Annotated in this window: 20 protein-coding genes; 11 read left to right on the forward strand and 9 right to left on the reverse strand. The window is 57.2% G+C overall.

The features are described from left to right. The first annotated feature begins 55 nt into the window (after positions 1-55). Positions 56-253, forward strand: a complete 198-nt coding sequence (locus KW829_RS06305) for a YbdD/YjiX family protein (RefSeq protein ID WP_006809671.1) — start codon at positions 56-58, stop codon at positions 251-253. Positions 254-371: 118 nt separating this feature from the next. Here KW829_RS06305 and KW829_RS06310 read toward each other — a convergent pair whose 3' ends face one another. Further along, positions 372-1,115, reverse strand: a complete 744-nt coding sequence (locus KW829_RS06310) for an SDR family NAD(P)-dependent oxidoreductase (protein ID WP_218307856.1) — start codon at positions 1,113-1,115, stop codon at positions 372-374. Positions 1,116-1,172: 57 nt separating this feature from the next. Next, positions 1,173-2,261, reverse strand: a complete 1,089-nt coding sequence (locus tag KW829_RS06315) for an oxidoreductase (RefSeq protein WP_218307857.1) — start codon at positions 2,259-2,261, stop codon at positions 1,173-1,175. A 159-nt stretch (positions 2,262-2,420) separates the two neighbouring features. Here KW829_RS06315 and KW829_RS06320 point away from each other — a divergent pair, with 159 nt between their 5' ends. From KW829_RS06320 to KW829_RS06340, 5 genes are all read left to right on the forward strand, one after another. Beyond that, positions 2,421-3,923, forward strand: a complete 1,503-nt coding sequence (locus KW829_RS06320; protein ID WP_089598863.1) for a sugar ABC transporter ATP-binding protein — start codon at positions 2,421-2,423, stop codon at positions 3,921-3,923. Then, positions 3,920-4,915 carry an ABC transporter permease gene (locus KW829_RS06325; RefSeq protein ID WP_039024441.1) on the forward strand — a complete coding sequence of 332 codons (996 nt, stop codon included), beginning with the start codon at positions 3,920-3,922 and terminating at the stop codon, positions 4,913-4,915. The genes KW829_RS06320 and KW829_RS06325 overlap by 4 nt, the downstream gene beginning before the upstream one ends. Before the next feature lie 20 nt (positions 4,916-4,935). Next, positions 4,936-6,000, forward strand: a complete 1,065-nt coding sequence (locus tag KW829_RS06330; RefSeq protein ID WP_089598864.1) for a sugar ABC transporter substrate-binding protein — start codon at positions 4,936-4,938, stop codon at positions 5,998-6,000. A gap of 89 nt (positions 6,001-6,089) precedes the next feature. Then, positions 6,090-7,334, forward strand: a complete 1,245-nt coding sequence (locus KW829_RS06335) for an LVIVD repeat-containing protein (RefSeq protein WP_218307858.1) — start codon at positions 6,090-6,092, stop codon at positions 7,332-7,334. 132 nt (positions 7,335-7,466) lie between these two features. Next, on the forward strand, positions 7,467-11,633 hold the full coding sequence (locus tag KW829_RS06340) for an Ig-like domain-containing protein (protein ID WP_218307859.1): 4,167 nt from the start codon (positions 7,467-7,469) through the stop codon (positions 11,631-11,633). Between the two features lie 31 nt (positions 11,634-11,664). Here KW829_RS06340 and mtnK read toward each other — a convergent pair whose 3' ends face one another. Further along, positions 11,665-12,864 carry an S-methyl-5-thioribose kinase gene (gene mtnK, locus KW829_RS06345; protein ID WP_218307860.1) on the reverse strand — a complete coding sequence of 400 codons (1,200 nt, stop codon included), beginning with the start codon at positions 12,862-12,864 and terminating at the stop codon, positions 11,665-11,667. A gap of 103 nt (positions 12,865-12,967) precedes the next feature. On the opposite strand from mtnK, the gene mtnA reads away from it, so the two are divergent. Further along, positions 12,968-13,984: an S-methyl-5-thioribose-1-phosphate isomerase gene (gene mtnA, locus KW829_RS06350; RefSeq protein ID WP_218307861.1), complete on the forward strand. Its 1,017-nt coding sequence runs from the start codon at positions 12,968-12,970 to the stop codon at positions 13,982-13,984. A gap of 42 nt (positions 13,985-14,026) precedes the next feature. Further along, positions 14,027-14,497 carry an SRPBCC family protein gene (locus KW829_RS06355; protein ID WP_211447258.1) on the forward strand — a complete coding sequence of 157 codons (471 nt, stop codon included), beginning with the start codon at positions 14,027-14,029 and terminating at the stop codon, positions 14,495-14,497. Between the two features lie 53 nt (positions 14,498-14,550). Here KW829_RS06355 and KW829_RS06360 read toward each other — a convergent pair whose 3' ends face one another. The 3 genes from KW829_RS06360 to KW829_RS06370 are packed head-to-tail and all read right to left on the reverse strand — an operon-like array spanning position 14,551 to position 16,390. Beyond that, positions 14,551-15,093, reverse strand: coding sequence for an acireductone dioxygenase (locus tag KW829_RS06360; protein ID WP_218307862.1), 543 nt, complete (start codon positions 15,091-15,093; stop codon positions 14,551-14,553). Then, on the reverse strand, positions 15,090-15,779 hold the full coding sequence (mtnC, locus tag KW829_RS06365) for an acireductone synthase (protein ID WP_010428478.1): 690 nt from the start codon (positions 15,777-15,779) through the stop codon (positions 15,090-15,092). Before mtnC ends, KW829_RS06360 begins: the two co-directional genes overlap by 4 nt. Continuing rightward, positions 15,776-16,390, reverse strand: a complete 615-nt coding sequence (locus KW829_RS06370; RefSeq protein WP_100165310.1) for a methylthioribulose 1-phosphate dehydratase — start codon at positions 16,388-16,390, stop codon at positions 15,776-15,778. The genes mtnC and KW829_RS06370 overlap by 4 nt, the downstream gene beginning before the upstream one ends. Before the next feature lie 122 nt (positions 16,391-16,512). Here KW829_RS06370 and KW829_RS06375 point away from each other — a divergent pair, with 122 nt between their 5' ends. Further along, positions 16,513-17,673 (forward strand): pyridoxal phosphate-dependent aminotransferase, encoded by a 1,161-nt coding sequence (locus tag KW829_RS06375; protein WP_218307863.1) that lies wholly within the window; start codon positions 16,513-16,515, stop codon positions 17,671-17,673. On the opposite strand, the gene KW829_RS06380 is transcribed toward KW829_RS06375, so the two are convergent. The 3 genes from KW829_RS06380 to KW829_RS06390 form a co-directional block, all read right to left on the reverse strand. After that, a complete protein-coding gene (locus KW829_RS06380; protein WP_218307864.1) occupies positions 17,674-18,300 on the reverse strand; it encodes a ParB/RepB/Spo0J family partition protein in 627 nt (208 codons plus the stop codon). Next, on the reverse strand, positions 18,285-19,508 hold the full coding sequence (locus tag KW829_RS06385; protein ID WP_218307865.1) for a phosphoadenosine phosphosulfate reductase: 1,224 nt from the start codon (positions 19,506-19,508) through the stop codon (positions 18,285-18,287). The genes KW829_RS06380 and KW829_RS06385 overlap by 16 nt, the downstream gene beginning before the upstream one ends. Positions 19,509-19,680: 172 nt before the next feature. Next, positions 19,681-20,580 (reverse strand): LysR family transcriptional regulator, encoded by a 900-nt coding sequence (locus KW829_RS06390; RefSeq protein WP_218307866.1) that lies wholly within the window; start codon positions 20,578-20,580, stop codon positions 19,681-19,683. A gap of 635 nt (positions 20,581-21,215) precedes the next feature. Here KW829_RS06390 and ahpC point away from each other — a divergent pair. Next, positions 21,216-21,779, forward strand: a complete 564-nt coding sequence (ahpC, locus tag KW829_RS06395) for an alkyl hydroperoxide reductase subunit C (RefSeq protein WP_032638815.1) — start codon at positions 21,216-21,218, stop codon at positions 21,777-21,779. Between the two features lie 188 nt (positions 21,780-21,967). Further along, positions 21,968-23,533, forward strand: coding sequence for an alkyl hydroperoxide reductase subunit F (gene ahpF, locus KW829_RS06400; protein WP_089598876.1), 1,566 nt, complete (start codon positions 21,968-21,970; stop codon positions 23,531-23,533). Positions 23,534-23,564: the final 31 nt, after the last annotated feature.

Consider the following 23,564-nt stretch of genomic DNA (forward strand, 5'->3'; position numbering starts at 1 on the left):
CTCTCCCCTGTGGGGAGAGGGTTAGGGTGAGGGGGAAACAAACGAGAAATGACCTATGTTCGACACCCTTTCCAAAGCAGGTAAGTACCTGGGCCAGGCCGCCAAAATGATGATTGGCGTGCCGGACTATGACAACTACGTCGAGCATATGCGCGTCAACCATCCGGACCAGACGCCCATGACCTACGAAGAATTTTTCCGCGACCGCCAGGACGCCCGCTACGGCGGCAAGGGCGGGGCGAAGTGCTGTTAACCCTCTTTCGGTAAATAGAGGCTGATCTGTTCCTGCCTGCAGCCGTAGATTGCCGCCACCGTCGAGGGTGCTCGGAAACGCCTCTGTCAGGCGACAGAGGCTTACAGAAAATCGGCGATCAGGCGTTCAAACCGCCGTCTACGTCCAGACCGGTACCGGAGATCTGCCCGGCGGCCGGGCTGGCGAGGAAGGTGACCGCCGCCGCGATGTCTTCCGGCTGTCCATAGTGACCGACCGCAATCATCTGGCGCTGGGCTTCCGCCTGTTCCCCGTCTTCCGGGTTCATATCGCTGTTGGTGGGGCCGGGGTGCACCAGATTAACGGTAATGCCGCGCGGCCCTAAATCACGGGCCAGCCCGCGGGTGAGGGAGTTGAGGGCCGATTTGGTCATCGAGTAAACGGCGATACCCGGCTGCGCCACGCGGTTTGCCAGACAGCTGCCGATGTTGATGATGCGCCCGCCGTCGGACATATGCACCAGCGCTTCCTGAATGGCGATCACTACGCCGCGGATGTTGACGTTGATAAGGGCGTCGATGTCCGCCAGCGTCATGGACTCCAGCGGGCCGCCGCGCGCGATACCCGCGTTGTTGACCAGAATGTCCAGCCCGCCGAGGGAACGCGCCGCATGGGTGACGGCATCCTGAATCGCCTGCGCGCTGGCGCTGTCCGCCTGCACGGCTTCGCTGTGTCGTCCCAGCGCCTTAATCTCATTGGCGACCGCCTGGGCCTTATCGGCCGATTTTTCATACGTAATAATCACATCTGCACCGGCGCGCGCCAGCGAGAGTGCAATTGCCCGACCCAACCCGCGGCTGGCGCCGGTAACCAGCGCCTTTTTACCTGTTAAATCGATCTGCATGATGACCTCGTTGCAAGAGTAGAAAGAATCATCATTAGGTATAGCCTGTCGGCGCGATTAACGACTGAAGGATTCCACTTTCTCAAACGCGGCGCGCAGAACGTCAGGCGTTAGCGCAACCGGCAGATAGTGAATCGACTCCACCGGGCGCAGGGTGTGGGCAATGACCTTATCCAGCGCTTCCCGGTTATTGATGTCGACGTCCAGCGCGCGAAGCGTGGTCGGCAGGTTAAAACGCCGGTACGCCGTCACCAGTTGCGCCAGCACATCGTCCTGACCGAGCAGGGCGCTCTGCACCAGAATCCCGTAGGCTACCTTGGTGCCGTGCAGATATTTTTCCGTCTGCGGAAGCACGGTTAAGCCGTTGTGTACCGCATGTGCTGCCGCCACGCGGGTATAGCGTTCGCCCAGACCGCCGACCATCCCGCCACCGGCAATAATCGCATCCACCACGTCCCGGAACGCCTGCGTTTGGTCACCGCGCTGCTGGTCGGCCAGCGCCTCTTCGCTGCGTGTCAGCAGCACGTCGCGGATCGCCAGCGCGCCGTTGATGCCGAGCCGCACGGTCAGCGGCAGGTTCTCCGGCTCAGGTGCCAACACCACCGCTTCGTACCACTTCGCCAGCGTATCGCCGATGCCTGCCAGCAGATATTCCGCTGGGGCGTTAAGGACGATCTGCGGCTCCACCAGCACCAGGAAGTTGGCGTCGTCGAAGATCTCAAAATGCAGCGCCTGACCGGCATCGTTGTACCAGACGGAGAGCGGGGTCCACGCCGCGCAGGTGGCGGCAATGGTGGGGATGCCCACGAACGGAACGCCTAAACGACGCGCCACGGCTTTCACCGTATCCATCACCGCACCGCCGCCGACGCCAATGACCACGCTCGCACCGCTGCCGGCGTCGTTCACCAGGTGGGTGACGTCGCGCTCGCTGCAGTGGCCCTTAAACAGCAGGTGCTTCGCCCCCGGCGCGTTAAAGCTCTCCGGCAGGAAAGGGCGCGCGCCTTCGATAGCACGCTCGCCGTAGATCCACACCGCGCGGGAAAGCTGTTCCGGGGTAAAGAAGGTATCCAGCTGCGCAAGGCTTCCGGGGTGAGAGAAGTAGTTCGCCGGGCCAGGCACGACGCGGATATCGGTGTTGCTCATGGTGTTGTCCTTTTTTAGCAAGCGCTAACCCGATGTTATGTCTGGACATCCGGATGGCTAATAATATTTCGCTTTATCTTATGCCTTTTCCGTCGTTGTCAGTCAACCGGAGCTGTGAAAAATTCGATAAATCAGAAGAGTAATGAAGGATTTACGCGGATGGTTTCCAGTCGCCTTGAGATGCGCGGTATCAGCCTGGCCTTTTCCGGCTTTCAGGCGCTGTCGCGCGTGAATTTCACCTTAACCGGCGGATCCGTACATGCGCTAACCGGTGCCAACGGTGCGGGAAAATCGACCCTGATGGCGGTGCTGTGCGGCACGCACAACCACTATGAGGGTGAGATCAGCATTAACAACCAGCCGGTGACGATCCGCGAACCGCTTGATGCCAAACGGCTGGGGATCCACCTCGTGCAGCAGGAGGTGGACGTAGCGCTGATCCCGGGGTTGAGCATCGCCGAGAACATCATGCTCGACCAGCTGGCGCAGCCGGGGCATCGCTTCAACTGGCGCGCGATCCGCCAGCAGGCGAGACAGGCGCTGGCACAGCTGGATGTCTCTCTGGACGTACGCCGTTCCATCGACAGCTGTTCGCTGGCCGAAAAGCAGCAGATTTTGCTGGCACGTGCCTTGTCCCACCACTGCCGTTTTTTGATTCTTGATGAACCCACCGCGCCGCTGGATGCGCACGAGAGCGAGCGCCTGTTTGCGGTGGTGAGACGTTTAAAGCAGCAGGGCATCGGCGTGGTGTTTATCTCCCATCGCATTCACGAGCTGAAGGCCATCTGCGACACCCTGACGGTGCTCCGCGACGGCAAGCTGATCGAGTCCGGGCCGATGGCCGATCTTAGCGGCGAAGAGATTGTCGAGAAGATGCTCGGACACGTGCTGAGCGATATCTATCCGCCCGCACGACCGCCGCACGGTAACGAAACGCTGCTGCGGGTGGAGGGATTGCACGACGATGCGCTGCTGAAAGATATCTCCCTGCACCTGCGCAAAGGCGAAATCCTCGGCATCGCCGGGCTGGCGGGCGCAGGGAAAACCGAACTCTGCAAGGCGCTGTTTGGTGCCAGCAAAAGCCGTGTGGCAAACGGTGAGTTGAATCATCAATCCTGGCAGCCGCGCGACCCGGCGGATTCCGTGCTGCGCGGGCTGGCGCTGGTGCCGGAGGAGCGGCGGAAAGAGGGCATTTTTATCGACGAGCCGGTGAGCATGAATCTTGCCGTGTGCGCCGATAACAGCTTTTCGCGCTGGAGCCTGTTTGGCCATCGTCAGGCGTGGCGCTGGGCGGAAGAGGTGATAGCCCGCGTTGGCGTTCGGGCGCGCGGGCCGGGGCAGGTGCTGCGCCGTCTGTCCGGGGGTAACCAGCAGAAGGTCGCCATCGGCAAATGGCTGCGCAATGACGCCAGCGTGCTGATATTCGACGAGCCGACCAAGGGCGTGGACGTGAAGGCCAAAACCGACCTGTTCCAGTTGATTGACGGCCTGGCGCGCGAGGGCAAAGGGGTCATTTACGCCTCCGGCGAGTTTGCCGAGCTGGTCGGGCTATGCGACCGCATCTGCGTGCTGTGGGACGGGCGCATCGTGGCGGAAATCGCCGGGGCCGAGGCCCGCGAAGAGACACTACTTTATTATTCAACCGGAGGAACGGCGTCGTGAGCAAGGCCCTTTCAGTGAACGCGGCGGCGTCTGGCCGTCAGCAGATTTTCGATTTTCTCTACAAGTGGGGCATGCTGTTAACCGTCGTCGCGCTGGTGGCCGTCTTTGGCCTGGCGTCGGACAGCTTCCTCGATCCGAACAACATCATCAATATTCTGCGCTCGATTGCCATCGTGACGGTGATTGCCATTGGCGTGTCGATTTCATTGACCATCGGCGGGTTCGATCTCTCTGTGGGATCCACCGCCTCGCTGGCGAACGCGCTGGTGATTTCCCTTTTCGTCTGGCACGGCTTTGGTACCACCGAGTCGATTCTTATAACCCTTGCGCTCTGCACGCTGGTGGGGCTGTTTAACGCTTTTCTGATCGTCATCCTGCGTATCCCGGACATGCTCGCGACCCTTGCCAGCCTGTTTGTGATCCAGGGCGTGGCGATGACCTACAGCTACGGCGGGTCGATTACCGAGAACATGGTGCTGCCGAGCGGCGACATGGCGGAAGGAACGATACCGGCGGCGTTCAGCCTGCTGGGGCAAGTGCCGACCATTGTGATCGTCATGCTGGTGGTGACCGTGCTGGCGCAACTGGGGTTGTCTTTGACCACTCACGGACGCCGGATGTACGCCATCGGCGGCAACCCCGAAGCCGCGCGTCTCTCCGGCATTCGCACTACGCGCTACAAGGTGGCGGCCTACGTGATCGCCTCGCTGCTGGCGGGCCTGGGCGGGATTTTGCTGGCTTCGCGCATCGGTTCGTCGCAGGTGAATGCGGGCGGCGGATACCTGATGGACGCGGTGGCGGCGGCATGGATCGGCTTCTCGCTGGCCGGATCCGGCAAGCCTAACGCGCTGGGTACGCTGGTCGGGGCGGTCATTCTTGGCGTGCTGTCGAACGGGCTGGTGATGCTCTCCGTGCCGTATTACGCCATGGACATTATAAAAGGGCTGGTGCTCGCGGTAGCGCTGGCGATTACCTACATACAAAAACGCTGACAACACAACGGGATAAAAAAATGAAAAAGATTGCACTCTCTTTGGTGGCACTTGGGTTGCTCACGGCTCTGCCAGGCTTCGCGGCTACGCCCGCGCCGCTTCCGGCTGCCATTGCGAACCATGACGGCCCGATCCGCATCGCGGTGATCCGTAACCTTGGCTCAGACGACAACACCACGCAGTTTATTGCCGGGGCAATTCAGGAAGGGAAGAAGCTCGGCTTTAAGGTCAGCACCTTTTTAAGCAACGGGGACGATGCCAAATTCCAGGACTTCGTGAACCAGGCGATCAGCCAGAAATATGACGGGATTATTCTCTCCCAGGGGCGCGACCCTTACTCCACCGCGCTGGTGAAGAAAGCGGTGGATGCCGGGATCAAAGTCTCGGTATTTGATACCGCCGTTAACGGTGAGATCCCGGGCGTGACCGTGACCCAGCAGGACGATGCCTCCCTGACCAACCTCTCCTTCGGCCAGCTGGCGAAAGATTTCAACGGCAAGGCCAATATCGTTAAGCTGTGGGTGGCGGGCTTCCCGCCGATGGAGCGTCGCCAGGCGGCGTATAAAGTGCTGCAAAAGCAGTATCCGGACATCAAAGAGCTGGAGTCTATCGGTGCCGTCTCCTCTGACGTGCAGGGCGATACCGCCAACAAGGTGGGTGCGATCCTGGCGAAATACCCGAAAGGCAAAATCGACGCCATCTGGGGCACCTGGGACGCCTTCAGCCAGGGCGCGTATAAGGCGCTGAAAGAGAACGGCCGCACCGAGATCAAGCTCTACAGTATCGATATCTCCAACCAGGATCTGCAGCTGATGCGCGAACCGGGCAGTTCGTGGAAGGTGAGCGTGGCGGTGGATCCTAAGCTGATTGGCGCGACGAACGTGCGTCTGGTGGCGAACAAGATTGCCGGGGAAGCGACGCCTGCGACCTACGATTTCAAAGCGGCAGCTATTCCACAGGCGCTGCTGACCGCCCAGCCGGGCGCGGTGAACGTGGCGTCTCTGGGGAAAATCATTCCGGGCTGGGGCCAGACGGAAGATTTTATCGCGCCGTGGTTTGCGACGCTGGAAGCGAAAAACAAATAAAACCAAGCCGGGTGGCGACAGGTGTGGCCTGATGCCCTCACCCCGGCCCTCTCCCACAGGGAGAGGGGGAAAACCAACAGGAGCTAACGGTGACGCAAGTACCCCCTCCAGAATACAGCCGCAATATGCGGCTGATTGGCCATAGCGACCAGGGCGGTCGTCCGGACGGCGTGCAGCTGATGGTGCATCGCGGTTTTGCCTATATCGGCCATATGGTGTCGCAGGGCTTTTCGATTGTCGACGTGCGAGACCCGAAGAATCCGAAAGCGGCGGGCTACGTGCCCGCGCCGCCCGGTACCTGGAATGTGCACCTGCAGGCGCATGACGACCTGCTGCTGGTAATCAACGCCCGGGATCTGTTTGCCGATGCCCGCTTTGCCGACGAGAAGGTCTACTACACCCGCCAGGTGGGGGAGACCGTCAGCGACGTGCAGGGCAAAGGCTGGAGCGCGGGCTTGCGGGTGTTTGATATCTCCACGCCGGATAAGCCGCGCGAAATCGGTTTTCTGTCGCTGAGCGGCATTGGCATTCACCGCATCTGGTACGTCGGCGGGCGCTGGGCGTACGTCTCGGCGCTGATCGACGGCTTTACCGACTACATCTTCCTGACCATCGATCTTGCGGACCCGCGTAAGCCTGAAGTGGCGGGGCGCTGGTGGTTGCCGGGCATGAACCAGGCCGAAGGTGAGCAGCCCAACTGGCCGGAAGGGAAACGCTACGCGCTGCATCACGCGATTATTGCCGGGGATACCGCCTACGGGAGCTGGCGCGACGGCGGGCTAACGCTGCTGGACGTGAAAGACCACACCCAGCCGACGCTGATTAGCCATCGCAACTGGAGTCCGCCGTTTGGCGGCGGGACGCACACCGCGCTGCCGCTGCCGGATCGCTCCCTGCTGGTGGTGCTCGACGAGGCGGTGCTCGACAACCAAGAAGACGGCGAAAAGCTGATCTGGCTGTTTGATATCCGCGAGCCGTCGAACCCGGTCAGCATCTCGACCTTCCCGCAGCCGGATGAAACCGACTACGTGGCGAAAGGGGCGCATTTCGGCCCGCACAACCTGCACGAGAACCGGCCGGGGAGCTTTGTCAGCTCAACGCTGATATTCGCGACCTGGCAGAACGCGGGCGTGCGCGCGTATGACATTTCGAACCCGTATCGACCGGTGGAAACGGGGGCGCTAGTGCCCGCCGCGCCGGAGAGAATGATGGACACGCGGCCGAATCGCCCTCAGGTGATCCAGTCGTGCGATGTGTTTGTGGATGCGCAGGGGATTATTTACAGCACGGACTATAACGGCGGGCTGTCGGTGATTGAGTATCTGGGGGGATAATAGCCGCTTCAGACGACGATATTTATAAGTCTTCTGAATGCTTTTATTTATATATTCTTAAAAAAGGATTGCTGACTTTATCTTTATGTCCTGAACCGTACTATGGCTCCTTTTTATTCAAGGATGAATGCAATGAGCCTGAAAAAGATCGCGGCCTGTTTGCAAATCGCGCTGCAGCTCCTCCCACCGTCATTATTCTCGCTTGGCGCTGCGCCTGTTGCCGCAGAAGATAAGGTGCCTGAACCGCAAAGTGCGGAGCGGGTAGTTGCCCAAACCGCCGTGCAGGCGGGTTCGCTGCTGGAGAGCGGCAGTGGTCGTTCGGTTGCCAGTGCGATAACTTCTCAGGCAACGCATACCGCTACCCAGGAAATTCAGTCCTGGCTAAATCAGTATGGTACGACGCGCATAAATATCACTACCGATGAGAACTTTTCCTTACAGGACGCTGAATTAGATCTTCTCGTACCTTTATACGAGCAGAAAGATGCCCTTATTTTTACCCAATTTGGCGGTCGACGTCATGACGACAGAAATATCGTCAATGCCGGGTTTGGCTACCGCGCGTTTAATTCCGCGTGGATGTGGGGCGTTAACGCTTTTTACGATCGACAGGTTTCGACTAATCAGCATCAACGCCTCGGCGTCGGTGCGGAACTGGGCTGGGACTATTTGCGTCTCTCAACCAATGGTTACTATCGCTTAAGCGGGTGGAAGGCTTCATCGGCCTATCGCGATTATGATGAGCGCGTGGCGAACGGGTTTGACGTGCGAGCCACCGGGTATCTGCCTGCTTATCCGCAGCTTGGCGCTAACCTTGTCTACGAACAATACTACGGTAATCATGTTGGCCTGTTCGGTGATGACGAGGACGATCGCCAAAAAGATCCTTATGCCATCACGGTCGGGCTGAGCTACACCCCGGTTCCGCTTGTCACACTGGGCGTCAATCAAAAAACTAGTAAGGGCGACGCATCGGACACCCAGTTTAACCTGGCGTTGAACTGGGCACCGGGGGTGCCGTTGAGTACTCAGCTTGATCCTGACCAGGTCGGGGGCCGCCGCACGCTGCTGGGCTCGCGTAAAGAGCTGGTTGATCGCAACAACAACATCGTTCTCGATTATCGCAAACAAGAGCTGATCGCCCTCTCTCTGCCGGAGAAAATTGCCGGTGAAGAAAATGCCCGGCAGTCAGTCAGCGCGAAGGTGAAATCAAAATATGGGCTTGAGCGCATTGACTGGCAGGGCGACAGCCTGATTCGCAATGGCGGTAAAATTACGCCGGGATCTGACCCTTCGCAGGTCGTGATTACACTGCCCGCGTGGCAAAGCAACGGTTCAAACGCCTATTCCGTCACCGCCACGGCCTGGGATAAGCACGGCAATGCCTCCGACACGGCGCGGATGGCGGTGAGTGTGAATGGCGTAGATGTGAAGGCGCTTCAGTCCAGCCTGACGTCCTCACCGGCCAGACTCCCTGCCGATGGAATGAGCCAGTCTACGTTAACCTTAACGTTAAAAACCGCGTCCGGCGAGGTCGCCACTGGCCTTGAGAAACGTCTCAGCGCCGGCGTGACGCTGAAAACGACCGGCACTTCCGCTAAGGCCGCCGTGGCACCGGCGGTGAGCGTATTCCGTGAAACGAACAGCGGTGTTTATACCGCCACGCTGACCAGCGGAACCACGCCTGCCACCCTGACCGTGCAAACACTCATTGATGGCAGCATCAAGCTTGCGACCACGTCGGTCACCGAAGAGGCAACCACCGTTATCGCCGCACTGGCGTCACTTGAGCCTTCGGCGTTAAGCGCGCTGGCAAACGGCGTAGCGCCCGTGACGATTGTCGCTACCGTGGTAGATCAGACGGGGAACGCGCTGGCAGGAGAGGTCGTAAACTGGCGTGCAGACAAGACGACAGTTCTGCTTTCAGAGAGTAAAACCACGACGAATGCAAAGGGGGAGGCCAGCGTCACGCTGACCAGCAATGAGGTTGTCGATGCGCTCGTCACCGCAACGCTTGAAAAGGGCAGTTCACTCACCACGCCGACGATAAAATTCATTGCCGATACGGCAAGCGCGCAGGTGAAGAGCGTGAGCCCTGATAAGAAACAGGTTGTGGCGAATAACAGCGACAGCGTGACCTATACCGCAAGGGTGGCCGATAGCAGCGATCATCCGCTCGAAAACGTGACGGTAAACTGGGACGTGAAGCGCGAAGACGGAACCTCGGCAGGGGGGAAAACCTCCGTTTCCGACAGTGCAGGGAATGCCACGCTCTCCCTCTCCTCAGCGAAAACCGGCGTGGCGTACGTTTACGCCGACGTGAACCAGAAAAACGCAGTTAAGGCAGAGGGGGTAACGTTTGTCGCGGATACCAGCACCCAGCGTGTTGATACCGTGGAGAGTAACAAAAAAGAGGCCGTTGCCAACGGCAGCGACAGCCTGGTTTATACCGCGAAGATCGTCGATATTCAGGGGAATCCGATCCCGGATGTCGTGGTGAACTGGTCTGCGGATAATGCTGACGTGAAGCTTGCCGCCGATAGCGCCCGGACGGATACGCAGGGTAACGCCTCGCTGAAGGTCACTTCTCTGAAATTGGGCAGCGTCATCGTCACCGCGCAAACCCCAGACAGTGCGCCGGTGCGGGCAGAGAGCGCAAAATTCATTGGCGATGCCGGGACCGCGAAACTGAGCGCTATTCAGTCCGATAAAGATCGCGCGGTGGCTAACGGCACCGACGGTATGGCAGTGAGCGTCACGATTGTGGATGCCAATGGTAATCCAGTTGAAGGCGCACAGGTTGGCTGGGAGGTTACACCGTCCACCGCGACGCTGGCGGATAACGCGACGACGTCTGACGCATCGGGTGTGGCACGCGCGATGCTGCGTTCGACGTCAGCAGGTGTTTACACTGTACAGGCGACCCTGGATGGCAGCAGCATGAGTCTGGCGAATTTGACCTTCACCGGCGATACCAGCACGTCGAAAGTGGCGACCGTGACGGCAGATAAAACCACCCATATCGTTGCGGATAGCGATACTGCGCTGTTAACCGCAACAGTTGTGGATGGAAACCAGAACCCTGTTGCCGGGGTCACGGTTAACTGGAGCAGCAGCGATACTGCCAACGTCATCCTGACGTCAACTTCGGCGATAACCAACGCCCAGGGGCAGGTGGAAACGCGTTTCTCATCACGTAAAGCCGGTACGGTGACGGTCACCGCCACGGCGAACGGCAGCAGCCAGAATCTCAGCCTCACGGTTGTCGGTAACCCGGCAACGGCGCAGTTTGCCGACTTGAGCGTCGATAAAAAAGAGGAAGTGGCAGACGGCACGGCAAAAATAAGCTGGACTGCCAGCGTAGAGGATGCCAACCATAACCCGTTGACGGGAGTCGACGTCGCATGGAGCGTGGATAACAGTAGCGTCAATCTCTCTGGCGTCAGCACGAAAACCGACGGCGCAGGGCAAGCGGTGGTATCGGCCTCAACGACCACCGCGGGTACGGCCACGGTCAGCGCTACCCTGACGGGCGTATCGGTTGCAAAAAGCGCAGAACCGGTTTCATTTGTCGGCGACATAGCCAGCGCCCGCCTGGAAAGCCTCACGGCCAGTTCCGATCATGCCGTGATTAACACCGATCGCATAACCTATACCGCCGTGGTGAAAGACGTAAACGGTAATGTGGTTAAAAATGGCACAATCCAGTGGGCCACTACGCTTAATTCGCTTTCAGCACAAACGAGCCTCACCAATGACAGCGGCGTGGCAACCGTGACGTTGAGTGGGCCAGACACCGGAACGGCAGAAGTCAGCGCTGAGATTAACAGCAGCAGTAAAACCGATAAAACGGTGGTGTTTATCGCCAGCTATTCCGCGACGTGGAATATCACCAGTTCGACAGGCTCGACAAGTTCATTTAATACGGGGGCGATTTTTGGATTCCCATCTCTTGGATTCGTGGCTACGGGAAGCACGCAGGGGCCAACTTCCCTGGTGTGGTCTGCAGACGGCTACAGTACGCTTGTTGTGCCGATGCAAGACGAGCAGGGGAACATCAGGGACGTGACGCTTCGCGGACAACGCGGCTCTGATTGTTCCACACGTCCATTCAATGTTGCGGTTCTGTGCAGCTCCTGGCAAACCACGGGCTACAGTGCAAGACTCAAGTTTGTTCAGGCGGATAACCCGGATCTCCCCCGTGGTGTATACCGGGGGGATGTCCGGTTTGCAGGTAAAGACTGGCATTCTTCATGGTCGCTTGATTACACCGTGACCACAACGCTAACCCAAAACTAATAGACTGAACCTCCCGAAAGGGAGGTTTTTTTTAGCTGTACTGACGCACCCGTGCCACCAGCTCTTCCGCGCTGTCGATTCTGTCGGCAATGACAATCAGCGCCTTGCCGAGCGTAATGGCGTGGCGCAGGCATTCGTGGCGCATGGCGTCATCCGCAATGGTGTCGATATCCGCCACGTGAGAAAGCCCCACGCTTCGGCGAATCAACTCGGTGCCGCAGAAGCCAATGGCATCGTGCCAGACTTTTTTCAGGAACGCGGAGGCGTAGCCCGGTACGCTCAGCGCCGCATCGCGCGTTTTTTCGTTTGCCAGCGCCTGGAAGCGTTCCGCGAAGGTATTCCAGAGTTCCTGAATATCGGTCAGGCGCTGCTCGCGTGCGGCAGCGGCATCGCGAATGCCCAGATGCCCCGGCAGGCCGCAGAAATTGAGCAGCAGGTTGCCGATGGCGGTGCCCAGGTCAAAGCCAATCGGGCCGAAGTAGCCAAACTCGGCGTCGATGGCCTTCAGGCTGCCGTCCGCCACGAAAATTGACCCGCTGTGAATATCGCCGTGCAGGAGCGCTTCGGCGTGCGAGAAGAAGCGATGCTTCAGGGAGGCCACGGCAATCTTCAGCTGGGCATCGTCGCGCAGGGCGGCAACATCGTTTTCCAGCTCGGCCGGGTAGCTGTTGCGCTCGTGGATCTGGTACGGATCGTTAAAGAACAGATCTTCGGTGATCTCGCACATCTCCGGATTAATGAATTTCGCCACCTGCGCTTTTTTCTCGTGCGGGTGCAGGTAGAAATCGCTGGTGTGGAACAGCGCGTGCGCGAGGTATTCGCCCAGTTGCTGAGCCGCCTGTGGGTAGTAAATGTTGTTGATCAGCTCGCCGCGCCAGATGCGATGGCTGGAGAGGTCTTCCATCACCATCACCGCCAGTTCCGGGTCATAGTGGTGGATTTTCACGGTGTGCTGCGGGCTGTGCTGGTAGTGCTCGACCAGCGTTTGCGCCTCAAGACGGGCGCGATCCAGCGTCAGCGGCCAGGACTCCCCGACGCAGCGCACGTAGGGCAGCGCCTGCTTGACGATAATGCGGCTCACGCCCGCGCTGTCGAAAATTTTGAATACCAGATTGAGGTTGCCGTCGCCTACCTCCTGCGCCTCCACCAGCGATGATGGGTCATCAAGACCGCCAAACTGCCTGGCATACTCCACGGCGTCCTGGGCGGTAAAGGTACGGTATTGCGACATAGCCTGATCCTCACGGTTTGCTAATAAAGACATGTAGACGTCTATACATCTGGATTTCATCCTGACACAATGTGCTACAACAACGCAACAGGGAATTAACGACATGCAGACATTACAGACGACCAGCCTGCGGGTGACGGATAATCAGCTCTTTATTCTCGACCAGCAGGCCCTTCCGCAGGAGAAACGCTGGCTGGACGCCTCTACGGTAGAGGCGCTGGTGGGGCATATTCACGCCCTGCGGGTGCGCGGCGCGCCGCTGATTGGTCTCTCTGCAAGCCTGCTGCTGGCGCTGCTGGCGGAAAACGGTAAAACCCGCGACGAACTGACCGTGGCGCTGGATACCCTGCGCGCGTCGCGCCCCACGGCCGTGAACCTGATGAACAACCTTGACCGTATGAAGCTTGCGCTGTGGCAGGAAGAGTTTGTGCCGGCTCTGGTGGCTGAGGCGCTGCGCCTGATTGACGAAGATAAACAGCTCTGCGATGCGATTGCGAAAGCCGGTAGCGCGCTGGTCAAACCCGGCAGTCGTCTGCTGACCCACTGCAACACCGGAGGGCTGGCAACCGCGGGCGTCGGTACCGCGCTGGGCGTTATTGCTCGTGCGCATCAGGAAGGAAACGTCAGCAACGTCTGGGTGGATGAAACCCGTCCTCTGCTGCAAGGCGGTAGATTGACCGCATGGGAACTGGGCGAACTGGGCGTGCCGTATCAGCTCATCACCGATTCCATGGCTGCCAGCCTGATGGCGAAAGGGGAGGTAGACGCCGTGTGGGTGGGCGCAGACCGTATTGCCGCCAACGGCGACGTGGCGAACAAGATCGGCACCTATTCCCTGGCTGTGCTGGCGAAATTCCACGGCATCCCCTTCTACGTCGCCGCGCCGCATACCACGCTCGACCCGGCCTGCCCGAACGGGGACGCGATCCCCATCGAGCAGCGTGCCGCCAGCGAAGTCACGGGCGTGGCAGGGAGCTTTGGCGCGGTGCAATGGGCACCGGAGAACGCACGGGTCTATAACCCGGCCTTTGACGTTACGCCTGCCTCGCTGATTAGCGGCTGGGTACTGGATACGGGCGTGGTCACGCCGCAAGAGGTGGCGGAAGGGAAATTTGCCTGAGTCCGGCTATCCTTTAAGGGGTTCCCTTAAGAGGACAATATCGTGACGCTCGATCCTGAAACTGACTTAAAACTGGAGCGCGTGGTGGATGCCCCGCGCGACCTGCTATGGCTGTGCTGGACCACGCCGGAACATATCAAAAACTTCTTCATTCCTGCTCCCCATAAGGTGACCGAGTGCGACCTCGATCTCCGCGTGGGCGGGCGGTTCAACACCGTGTTTGAGGTGGACGGTCAGCGTATGGATAACCGGGGCGTCTTCCTTGAAATCGATCCCGGTAAAAAGCTGGTCTTTACCGACGGTTATACCGAAGGCTGGAAACCGGCCGAAAAGCCGTTTATGACGGCGATTTTATTGCTGGAAGACGTCGGGGAGGGGAAAACCCGCTATACGGCGATAGCGCGTCATCCGACGAAGGACATCCGCGAGCAGCATGAGCAGATGGGCTTCCACGAAGGGTGGGGGATAGTTCTGGACCAGCTGGTGGGGTATGTGAAGGGGCTTAACGCGTAATGCGCGCTGATGCCCTCACCCCGGCCCTCTCCCACAGGGAGAGGGAGAAAAGATTATGCCAATCGTGGATACGCATCCGCGATCGCATCGCCCGTAAACTGGGCCACCCAGCCTTCCGGGTTATCGAAAATACGAATCGCCGTAAAGTTCGGCTCTGAACCCATATCGAACCAGTGCGGCGTACCCGCGGGCACGGAAATCAGGTCGTTTTTCTCGCAGAGCACCTGATACACCTCATCGCCAATATGCAGGCAGAACAGCCCCGCGCCTTCTACGAAGAAGCGCACTTCGTCTTCGCCGTGGGTGTGTTCGTTCAGGAACTTCGCGCGCAGCGCCTCTTTCTGCGGGTTGTCGGCGCGCAGGCTGATCACGTCCCAGCTCTTATAGCCTTTCTCCGCCACCAGCTTGTCGATCGCATGCTGATACGCCTCGATCACGGTTTCGGGCGCAGGATCGTGGCCTAAATCACGGTCAGCCGCCCAACGTTCAAACCGCACCCCTTTAGCGTTGAGCTGCTGGGCGATCTCGGCGGCGTCAGTGCTGTGCCACTGGTGTTGGCTGGCGTCTTTATCGGAATAAATGGTCAATGCGCTCATGAAGGGATCTGCTCCGGATTAATCTCGTCAAACTGGTGGACCTGATGGTGATGGCTTGCGCCGTCATCATCGCCGCGAATCAGCTGCAGGGTGCGAAAACCTGCCTGTTCAGCCGCGTCCAGCTCCTGATGGATATCGGACAGGAACAGGATCTGCGACGGGGCGATGCCCGTTTGTGCCGCAATGTTTTGATAAGACTGCACCTCGCGCTTGGCGCCGATGTGGGTATCAAAATAGCCGCTGAACAGATGAGTAATATCACCTTCGTCACTGTAGCCAAATAACAGTTTCTGCGCGGCGACGGAGCCCGAGGAATAAACATAGAGATCAATGCCTTGCGCTTTCCATTTTTCAAGCGCAGGCAGCACGTCCGGATAGAGATGGCCGGTAAAGTCGCCGTTCACGTAGCCGTCGTGCCAGATGATCCCCTGCAGGGCTTTTAGCGCCGTGGATTTGCGATCTTCGTCCATAAAGGCAAACAGGGCATCGATAAGCTCGCTGACGCTGGCGTGCGGGCTACCGATTTCATCACGCAGGTTGTCCAGAATGGATGTGACCGGCTCGGCGTACTGCTGCGTGGTGACGAAGGCCGCCAGCCGCTCACGCGCATAGGGGAACAAAACATCATGGACAAAACGGATATCGCTGGTGGTGCCTTCAATATCCGTCACAATTGCGCGAATCATACTCTCTCCAGTTGTCGTAAACGCATTTCACATTCAAACAGGAATTCCAGTCCTTCCAGATGACGGCGGGCTTCGGCCACGTCGCGTCCCCAGCAGGTTAAGCCATGACCGCGCAGAAGAAAACCATAATTAAGCGGGCGTTCCTGCGCGTAATGGGCGATGCGCGAGGCGAGGGCATCGATGTCCTGGTCGTTATCAAATACCGGGATGGAAACCGTATCCAGATGCGTGGTCTGTCCGGTGAGGGATTTTTGCATCTCAAAGCCGCTAATATTCAGTTCAGCCTCTTTTACCAGACGTGACAGCACCGTGGCGTTGACCGTGTGCACGTGCAGGACGGCATTGGCCTCCGGGAACAGGCGATAAATAAGGGTGTGTAGCCCCGTTTCGGCTGATGGCTTACGACCAGACGGCGCGCGGTTGGTGGCGATTTCAACCTGCAGAAAATCCTCCGTTGTCAGGCTGCCTTTGTCTTTACCGGATTCGCTGAGCCAGCACAGGCGTTCGTCATGCCGCACCGACATATTGCCGCCGGTGGCGGGAGCCCAGCCTTTGGCACCAATCCAGCGGCATGCGTCGACCAAATGTGTGAGTTGCAGGTTGTCTGTCATTTCCTTTTACCCTCTCGGCCAGGAATATTTATAGTATATAGACGTCTAAGCGTCTTGATTGCCAAAGACTAACATCGTGTTATAGTGGCAGCAACATAAGTATTACAAGCAGGCACAGCATAATGAGCAATAACGCATTGATTCCGCAGAGTAAACTCCCCAATCTCGGCACCACTATCTTTACGCAGATGAGCGCCCTGGCGCAGCAGCACAACGCCATTAACCTCTCGCAGGGGTTCCCGGATTTTGACGGCCCGCGCTATCTGCAGGAGCGTCTGGCGTACCACGTGGCGCAGGGGGCGAATCAGTATGCGCCGATGACCGGCGTGCAGGCGCTGCGGGATGCCATTGCGGATAAAACGGCTGAGCTGTATGGCTATAAGCCCGATGCGAACAGCGAGATCACGGTGACGGCAGGGGCGACCGAAGCGCTGTATGCGGCGATTACCGCGCTGGTGCGTGCGGGCGATGAAGTTATTTGTTTTGATCCGAGCTACGACAGCTACGCGCCAGCCATCGAGCTTTCCGGCGGCGTGGTGAAACGCGTGGCGCTCCAGCCACCGCATTTCCGCCCTGACTGGCAGGCGTTTGCCGCGCTGCTGAGCGATAAAACCCGCCTGGTGATCCTGAATACGCCGCACAACCCGTCGGCGACGGTGTGGCAAAAGGCCGATTTCGCCGCGCTGTGGCAGGCCATTGCCGAACGTGAGATTTATGTTCTGAGCGACGAAGTGTACGAGCACATCTGCTTTGCAGAGGAAGGGCACGCCAGCGTGCTGGCCCATCCGCAGCTGCGCGAGCGCACCGTCGCCGTCTCGTCGTTCGGTAAGACCTATCATATGACCGGCTGGAAAGTGGGCTACTGCGTCGCACCGGCCGCCATCAGCGCCGAGCTGCGTAAAGTGCACCAGTACCTTACCTTTGCGGTGAATACGCCTGCCCAGCTGGCGCTGGCGGATATGCTCCGCGCCGAGCCGGAGCACTATCGCGATCTGCCGGACTTCTATCGAAAACGCCGGGATCTGTTTGTGAACGCGCTGAGCAAAAGCCGTCTGGAGATTTTACCCTGCGAAGGGACCTACTTCCTGCTGGCGGACTACAGCGCCATTTCCGATCTGGATGACGTCAGCTTCTGCCAGTGGTTGACGAAAGAGGTGGGCGTTGCGGCGATCCCGCTCTCTGTTTTTTGCGCCGATCCCTTCCCGCATAAGCTGATTCGTCTCTGCTTTGCGAAACAGGAATCGACGCTGCTGGCGGCGGCAGAACGCCTTAACGCGCTCTGATTATTTTACCGTCCAGGCTTCCGAGTATCGACGGTCTGCAAAGAGTTCCAGCAGACCGTTGATCTGCTTGAGGCGTAGGACCTCGTCGCTGTCCATCCCCAGTTCCTGACCGATTTTCGCATCATCCCAGCCAAGCTGAACCAGTTCGCGAACGATATCGGACATCGCATGAATCTGGTGACGGCCGCGCGCCCGGTTATGACGAATGGTCGCCGCCATCCGGTCGCCTTTTTTCTGCCGCGCTTTACGCAGGCAGGTGACCGGGAGGTAGCCTTTAAGCTGGCGCTTTAATATCGCCCGGTTCGACCCCATTTCGTGGCGATGAAAGCCGTCGACGATTTCATAATGCTGAGCGTCGCTTTCCGTTACCACGATGGGCTGGGTGAAGCCGTCCATCTCCAGCGATTTGCAGAGCAACCGTTTTTCCGGCGGTGCGACGTTATTGGGGTTGTAATCGTTCGCAGTAATCTCGTCCTGTTTGATCCACAGCACGCAGTCGACAGGCTGCTCGCGAAAAGGGCTGTGTTCATGGATGGCCTGGCGAAAGGCGTTGATGGCTTCAATGCGTTGGTCTTCGGGAAGAGACTGAAGATAGCGCGCTATGTCGTTAATCAATCGTTGCTGCATAAGATCCCCCATTCCTTGCGTTTTGACTTTATTCGTTCGCTGTAACGCTGATAGTGCTTTGGTTTGTTAGGACTGAATGAAAGGGCACGACACCAGTAGTCATTGTTGAGTAATACCTTGCACACGCGTCGCCATGACGGAATATCCTTCGCCCCGATATCGCCCTCCTGGGTGTCGGGAATATCGGCCACGCCTCGCTTCTGATACCAGTGCAAATAGATCGCGATTTTATTGCGGTAATGTTCCGCTGTGGTGTGCGGCATGCTGTCGAGCAGCAGCATGGCGTACTCGCGCCAGCTGAGCGCGTCAGGTTTAAGAATTTTACGGTGGCCATAAAAGTGATTGTTCTGGCCTGCGTAGATCCCCCCGCTGTGTACGCCGCTCACCCGCTCGCACATCGCCGCCCAGCGTTCGGGCTCAACAACATGATAGAGCCACAGTCCCTGGCGCTGTTCCGGGCCAAAAGGCTCACAGATGCGCATGTAGCGAGGCGGGACGCCTGCCTGAAACATCAGGTCGTAAAGGGGGTTGTAACATCCGCCCGTTTTAGCAAACCATGTCCAGATATCGGCGGTTTTCCAGTCGTAGAGCGGATAGATGTACCAGGCGTGACCGCCCGGGGCGATGGTGGTCCAGGGTTTGTCATCGGCAAAGCGGCGCTTGCGCGCGTTCGCGATAGTCAAAAAACGATTGTAGGATTCATCGGCGCGAATACCGACCATCATGGCCGCCGGACGGCTTTTGGCAAACCAGTCTGAAAATGCGCGGACAAAGGCTTCAAACGTCATGCCGGGCTGGTAGAAATCGAAGTAATCCGGATCGGTAATCGCGTCTGCGGGAGGCTGACGCACCCATCGCTTTCCTGGCTCCCAGCATTGCCATTCAGGGTAAAACTGCGTAAGCGCATTTTGCGTGGTGAGTGGCAGCGCCACCCACCAGCATTGCTCAATGACATCGGTGTATTGCGCAATCATATTATTTACGTGCTGAATGGTATAAGTGAACTGCGCTTCCCAGTCGATAAAGAGCAGGTGGATTTTCTTTCCCATTTTTCGGGCCTCTCGGGCCGTCAAATGCAGCATAATGGTAGAATCCTTCCCCCCTGAAAATGAAACACAAACCCTGGGTAGATTCTCAAGCGTCCATGTAATGCGCTCTTTCGCGGCCTCAAGCACATTTTGATTAAGTGGATACTTATACATTGACATAGCCAAACTCCTCCCTGGATATAAATACCGGATGGGTGTCAATAATGGAGAAAGGATAATAGTAGTGAAAAATAAGAGCAGGTAAATGAAAAAGAGAAATGTTTTTATTATCTATAAATGAGACTTATCTTTTAACAAAAGAGAAAGGCTGTGAGATCACAGCCTTGGGTGTTTATTTTTCTGCAAGCTGCTCAATAAATGTCGAGAACACCGCGCTGTTGAGCGCTGAGCGGTTATAAATCATGTACACCTCCAGAGGCGGAAGCGTAAAAGGCGCGTCTAATTTTTTTAATCTCAGAATATCTTTGTATTTTTCATACAAAGGTTCTGGCACATAGCCGATTAAATGTGAGGCGCTGATCATGGCGATAATGGTGAATACAGAGTCACAGCGAAAACCGATGTTTTTTTCTGCGTGCACTTTTGCCGCCATGGACTGGTAGTTCTTCACGCCGGGTTCTTCACTGAGGAAGATGGTAAACTTCTCTTCCTGAAGCTCCTCCATCGTGACAACGTCTTTCATGCGCGGATGATCCTGACTGCATACCAGCAGCATGGAATAAGTTGCATAAGGGACACACACCATTGAACGGTTGTTAACCGGCGCCATAGAGAAAATCAGGTCCGCTTTACGGTATGCCAGCAGGTCTTCTGCAGAATCCGCCGTCAGCAGCATATCGTGAAGTTCTATCTGATAATTATGATTTCTCATCAACAACTTGAGTGGGGAAAGCAGGTTTTCCGTCGTCAGGATCTGCGGGCTGTAGACGACAAAATTCTTCTGGAGAGAAGACGCATTCATGATGTTAATGGTCTGCTCAAGTTGGTTGAGGTTTTGCTCAAGATGGTGATGAAGATTAACCCCAACGGTCGTCGGCGTGATCCCTTTGCCTGAACGGATAAATAACGGATCGTTGAGCTGATTACGTAAACGCTGCAGCGACTGACTCACCGCCGACGGCGTAATATAGAGCGTTTCCGCCGCCTTGCTGATGCTGAGGTGTTGGTAAATGCATTCGAAAATCACCAGCAGGTTAAGGTCGAATTTTTTGAGGTCGTAAAGGTTTGCCATTTTTCATCCTGAGTACGCGACGTTGCGTTATCACATAACTGATAACTATAGAACTAAGTTAACCATTTACCATCCATGAAAGTTAACTGACTTAATTAGTTATGAAAACCCACTTAATATATCACGAACATAGATTAATGAAATGGAACTTCAAAGATCATTAAGATATTTTTATCTCTAAAAGAGCACGTGATAGTGAATGAAAATAGTGTGATTTATATATCGACAAGGAATTATAACGTGCTTTTATTTTTCTCCCGGTGGCCATGACGGCTACGCGACAGCACCGTTTGGTAAAACCTATCGCAGCCATAGATACGATTGCCCCTTACGTCCATTGCCCTGCGTCAGTACGGGTGGTGTAATCAGGGGGCTGTTACGACCTTGATACCAGGGTAAGTAGAGCGCAACGCAACGCCGGTAGTTTTACCGGCACTGAAAGTTCCTGTGGAAAGTTCAGGTATCAGGGCCGCCCACCAGGGCGGCCTTTTTACTTTCGGGCTTTAGTTTGTTTCACAAGGTTGTCTTGTTCGGGTTGTAAGGTTTGGCTGATTGATTTGATAAAGCATACGCATTAGCCCCGATGAATAAAGTTGGTTACCTTACCTCTCAACGAAAACACGGAGGAAGTACAGATGTCTTTGATTAACACTAAAATTAAACCTTTCAAAAACCAGGCGTTCAAAAACGGTGAATTCATTGAAGTTACCGAGAAAGATACCGAAGGCCGCTGGAGCGTCTTCTTCTTCTATCCGGCTGACTTCACCTTCGTTTGCCCGACCGAACTGGGTGACGTGGCTGACCATTACGACGAACTGCAGAAGCTGGGCGTAGACGTTTACTCTGTGTCTACCGATACCCACTTCACCCACAAAGCATGGCACGGCAGCTCTGAAACCATCGCGAAAATCAAATACGCGATGATCGGTGACCCGACTGGCGCCCTGACCCGTAACTTCGACAACATGCGTGAAGATGAAGGCCTGGCAGACCGCGCGACCTTCGTTGTTGACCCGCAGGGCATTATCCAGGCTATCGAAGTTACCGCTGAAGGTATCGGCCGTGACGCATCTGACCTGCTGCGTAAAGTGAAAGCCGCTCAGTACGTGGCTTCTCACCCAGGCGAAGTGTGCCCGGCGAAATGGAAAGAAGGCGAAGCGACTCTCGCTCCATCCTTAGACCTGGTCGGCAAGATCTAAGTCTGTAAAGCCTGGCGGCGCTGCGCTTGCACAGGCCTACAGTATCGTAGGCCGGGTAAACGAAGTGCCACCCGGCAATCAATGGGCGCCCCCCGCGCCCATTTCATTCCAGCACCATGATGCAAGTTGCATTCAGGCCGCCCGTTAAAGGCAGCTTGCATGATGACGTTTTAAGAGAGGGAAGAACAATGCTCGACACAAACATGAAAACCCAGCTCAAGGCCTACCTTGAGAAACTGACCAAACCCGTTGAGTTGATTGCCACGCTGGACGACAGCGCGAAATCGGCAGAGATCAAGGAACTGCTGGCGGAGATCGCCGAACTGTCGCCGAAAGTGACGTTCAAGGAAGATAACGCGCTGGCTGTTCGTAAGCCTTCTTTCCTGATTACTAACCCAGGCTCCGACCAGGGGCCGCGATTTGCCGGTTCTCCGCTGGGGCATGAATTTACCTCGCTGGTGCTGGCGCTGCTGTGGACCGGCGGTCATCCGTCGAAAGAGGCGCAGGCGCTGCTGGAGCAGATCCGCGATATCGACGGTGATTTTGAGTTTGAAACCTATTATTCACTCTCCTGCCACAACTGCCCGGACGTGGTGCAGGCGCTGAACCTGATGTCGGTCCTGAACCCGCGCATCAAACACACGGCAATTGACGGTGGAACCTTCCAGAATGAAATCACCGATCGCAACGTGATGGGCGTTCCGGCGGTCTACATGAACGGTCAGGAGTTTGGCCAGGGCCGTATGACCCTGACGGAAATCGTGGCCAAGGTGGATACCGGTGCTGAAAAACGTGCGGCAGAAGAGCTGAACAAACGCGATGCGTATGACGTGCTGATCGTCGGTTCTGGCCCGGCGGGCGCAGCGGCGGCGGTCTACTCCGCACGTAAAGGGATCCGCACCGGCCTGATGGGCGAACGTTTTGGTGGTCAGGTACTCGATACCGTGGATATCGAAAACTACATTTCCGTGCCAAAAACGGAAGGTCAGAAACTGGCTGGCGCACTGAAAGCGCACGTCAGCGACTACGACGTGGACGTGATCGATAGCCAGAGTGCCAGCAAGCTGGTTCCTGCTGCGGTTGAAGGCGGTTTACACCAGATTGAAACCGCCTCCGGCGCGGTGCTGAAAGCGCGCAGCATTATCATTGCCACTGGCGCGAAATGGCGCAACATGAACGTGCCGGGTGAAGATCAGTATCGCACCAAAGGCGTGACCTACTGCCCGCACTGCGATGGCCCGCTGTTCAAAGGCAAGCGCGTGGCGGTGATCGGCGGCGGTAACTCCGGCGTAGAAGCGGCAATCGACCTGGCGGGTATTGTTGAACACGTGACCCTGCTGGAATTTGCCCCGGAGATGAAAGCGGACCAGGTGCTGCAGGACAAAGTGCGCAGCCTGAAAAACGTCGACATCGTGCTGAACGCGCAGACCACGGAAGTGAAGGGTGACGGCAGCAAAGTGACGGGGCTGGAATACCGCGACCGCGTGAGTGGCGATGTTCACAGCGTGGCGCTGTCAGGCATCTTCGTGCAGATTGGTCTGTTGCCAAACACTACCTGGCTGGAAGGCGCGATTGAGCGCAATCGCATGGGCGAGATCATCATCGATGCGAAATGCGAAACCAGCGTGAAGGGCGTGTTTGCGGCGGGCGATTGTACCACCGTGCCGTATAAGCAGATTATCATCGCCACTGGCGAAGGTGCGAAGGCGTCTCTGAGTTCGTTTGACTACCTGATTCGCACCAAAACCGCATAATAAAAGAAAGTAAGACGACACCTGCAATAGC

This window comes from Enterobacter sp. ENT02 (genome assembly GCF_019219165.1).
GTDB classification, from domain to species: Bacteria; Pseudomonadota; Gammaproteobacteria; order Enterobacterales; family Enterobacteriaceae; genus Enterobacter; species Enterobacter mori.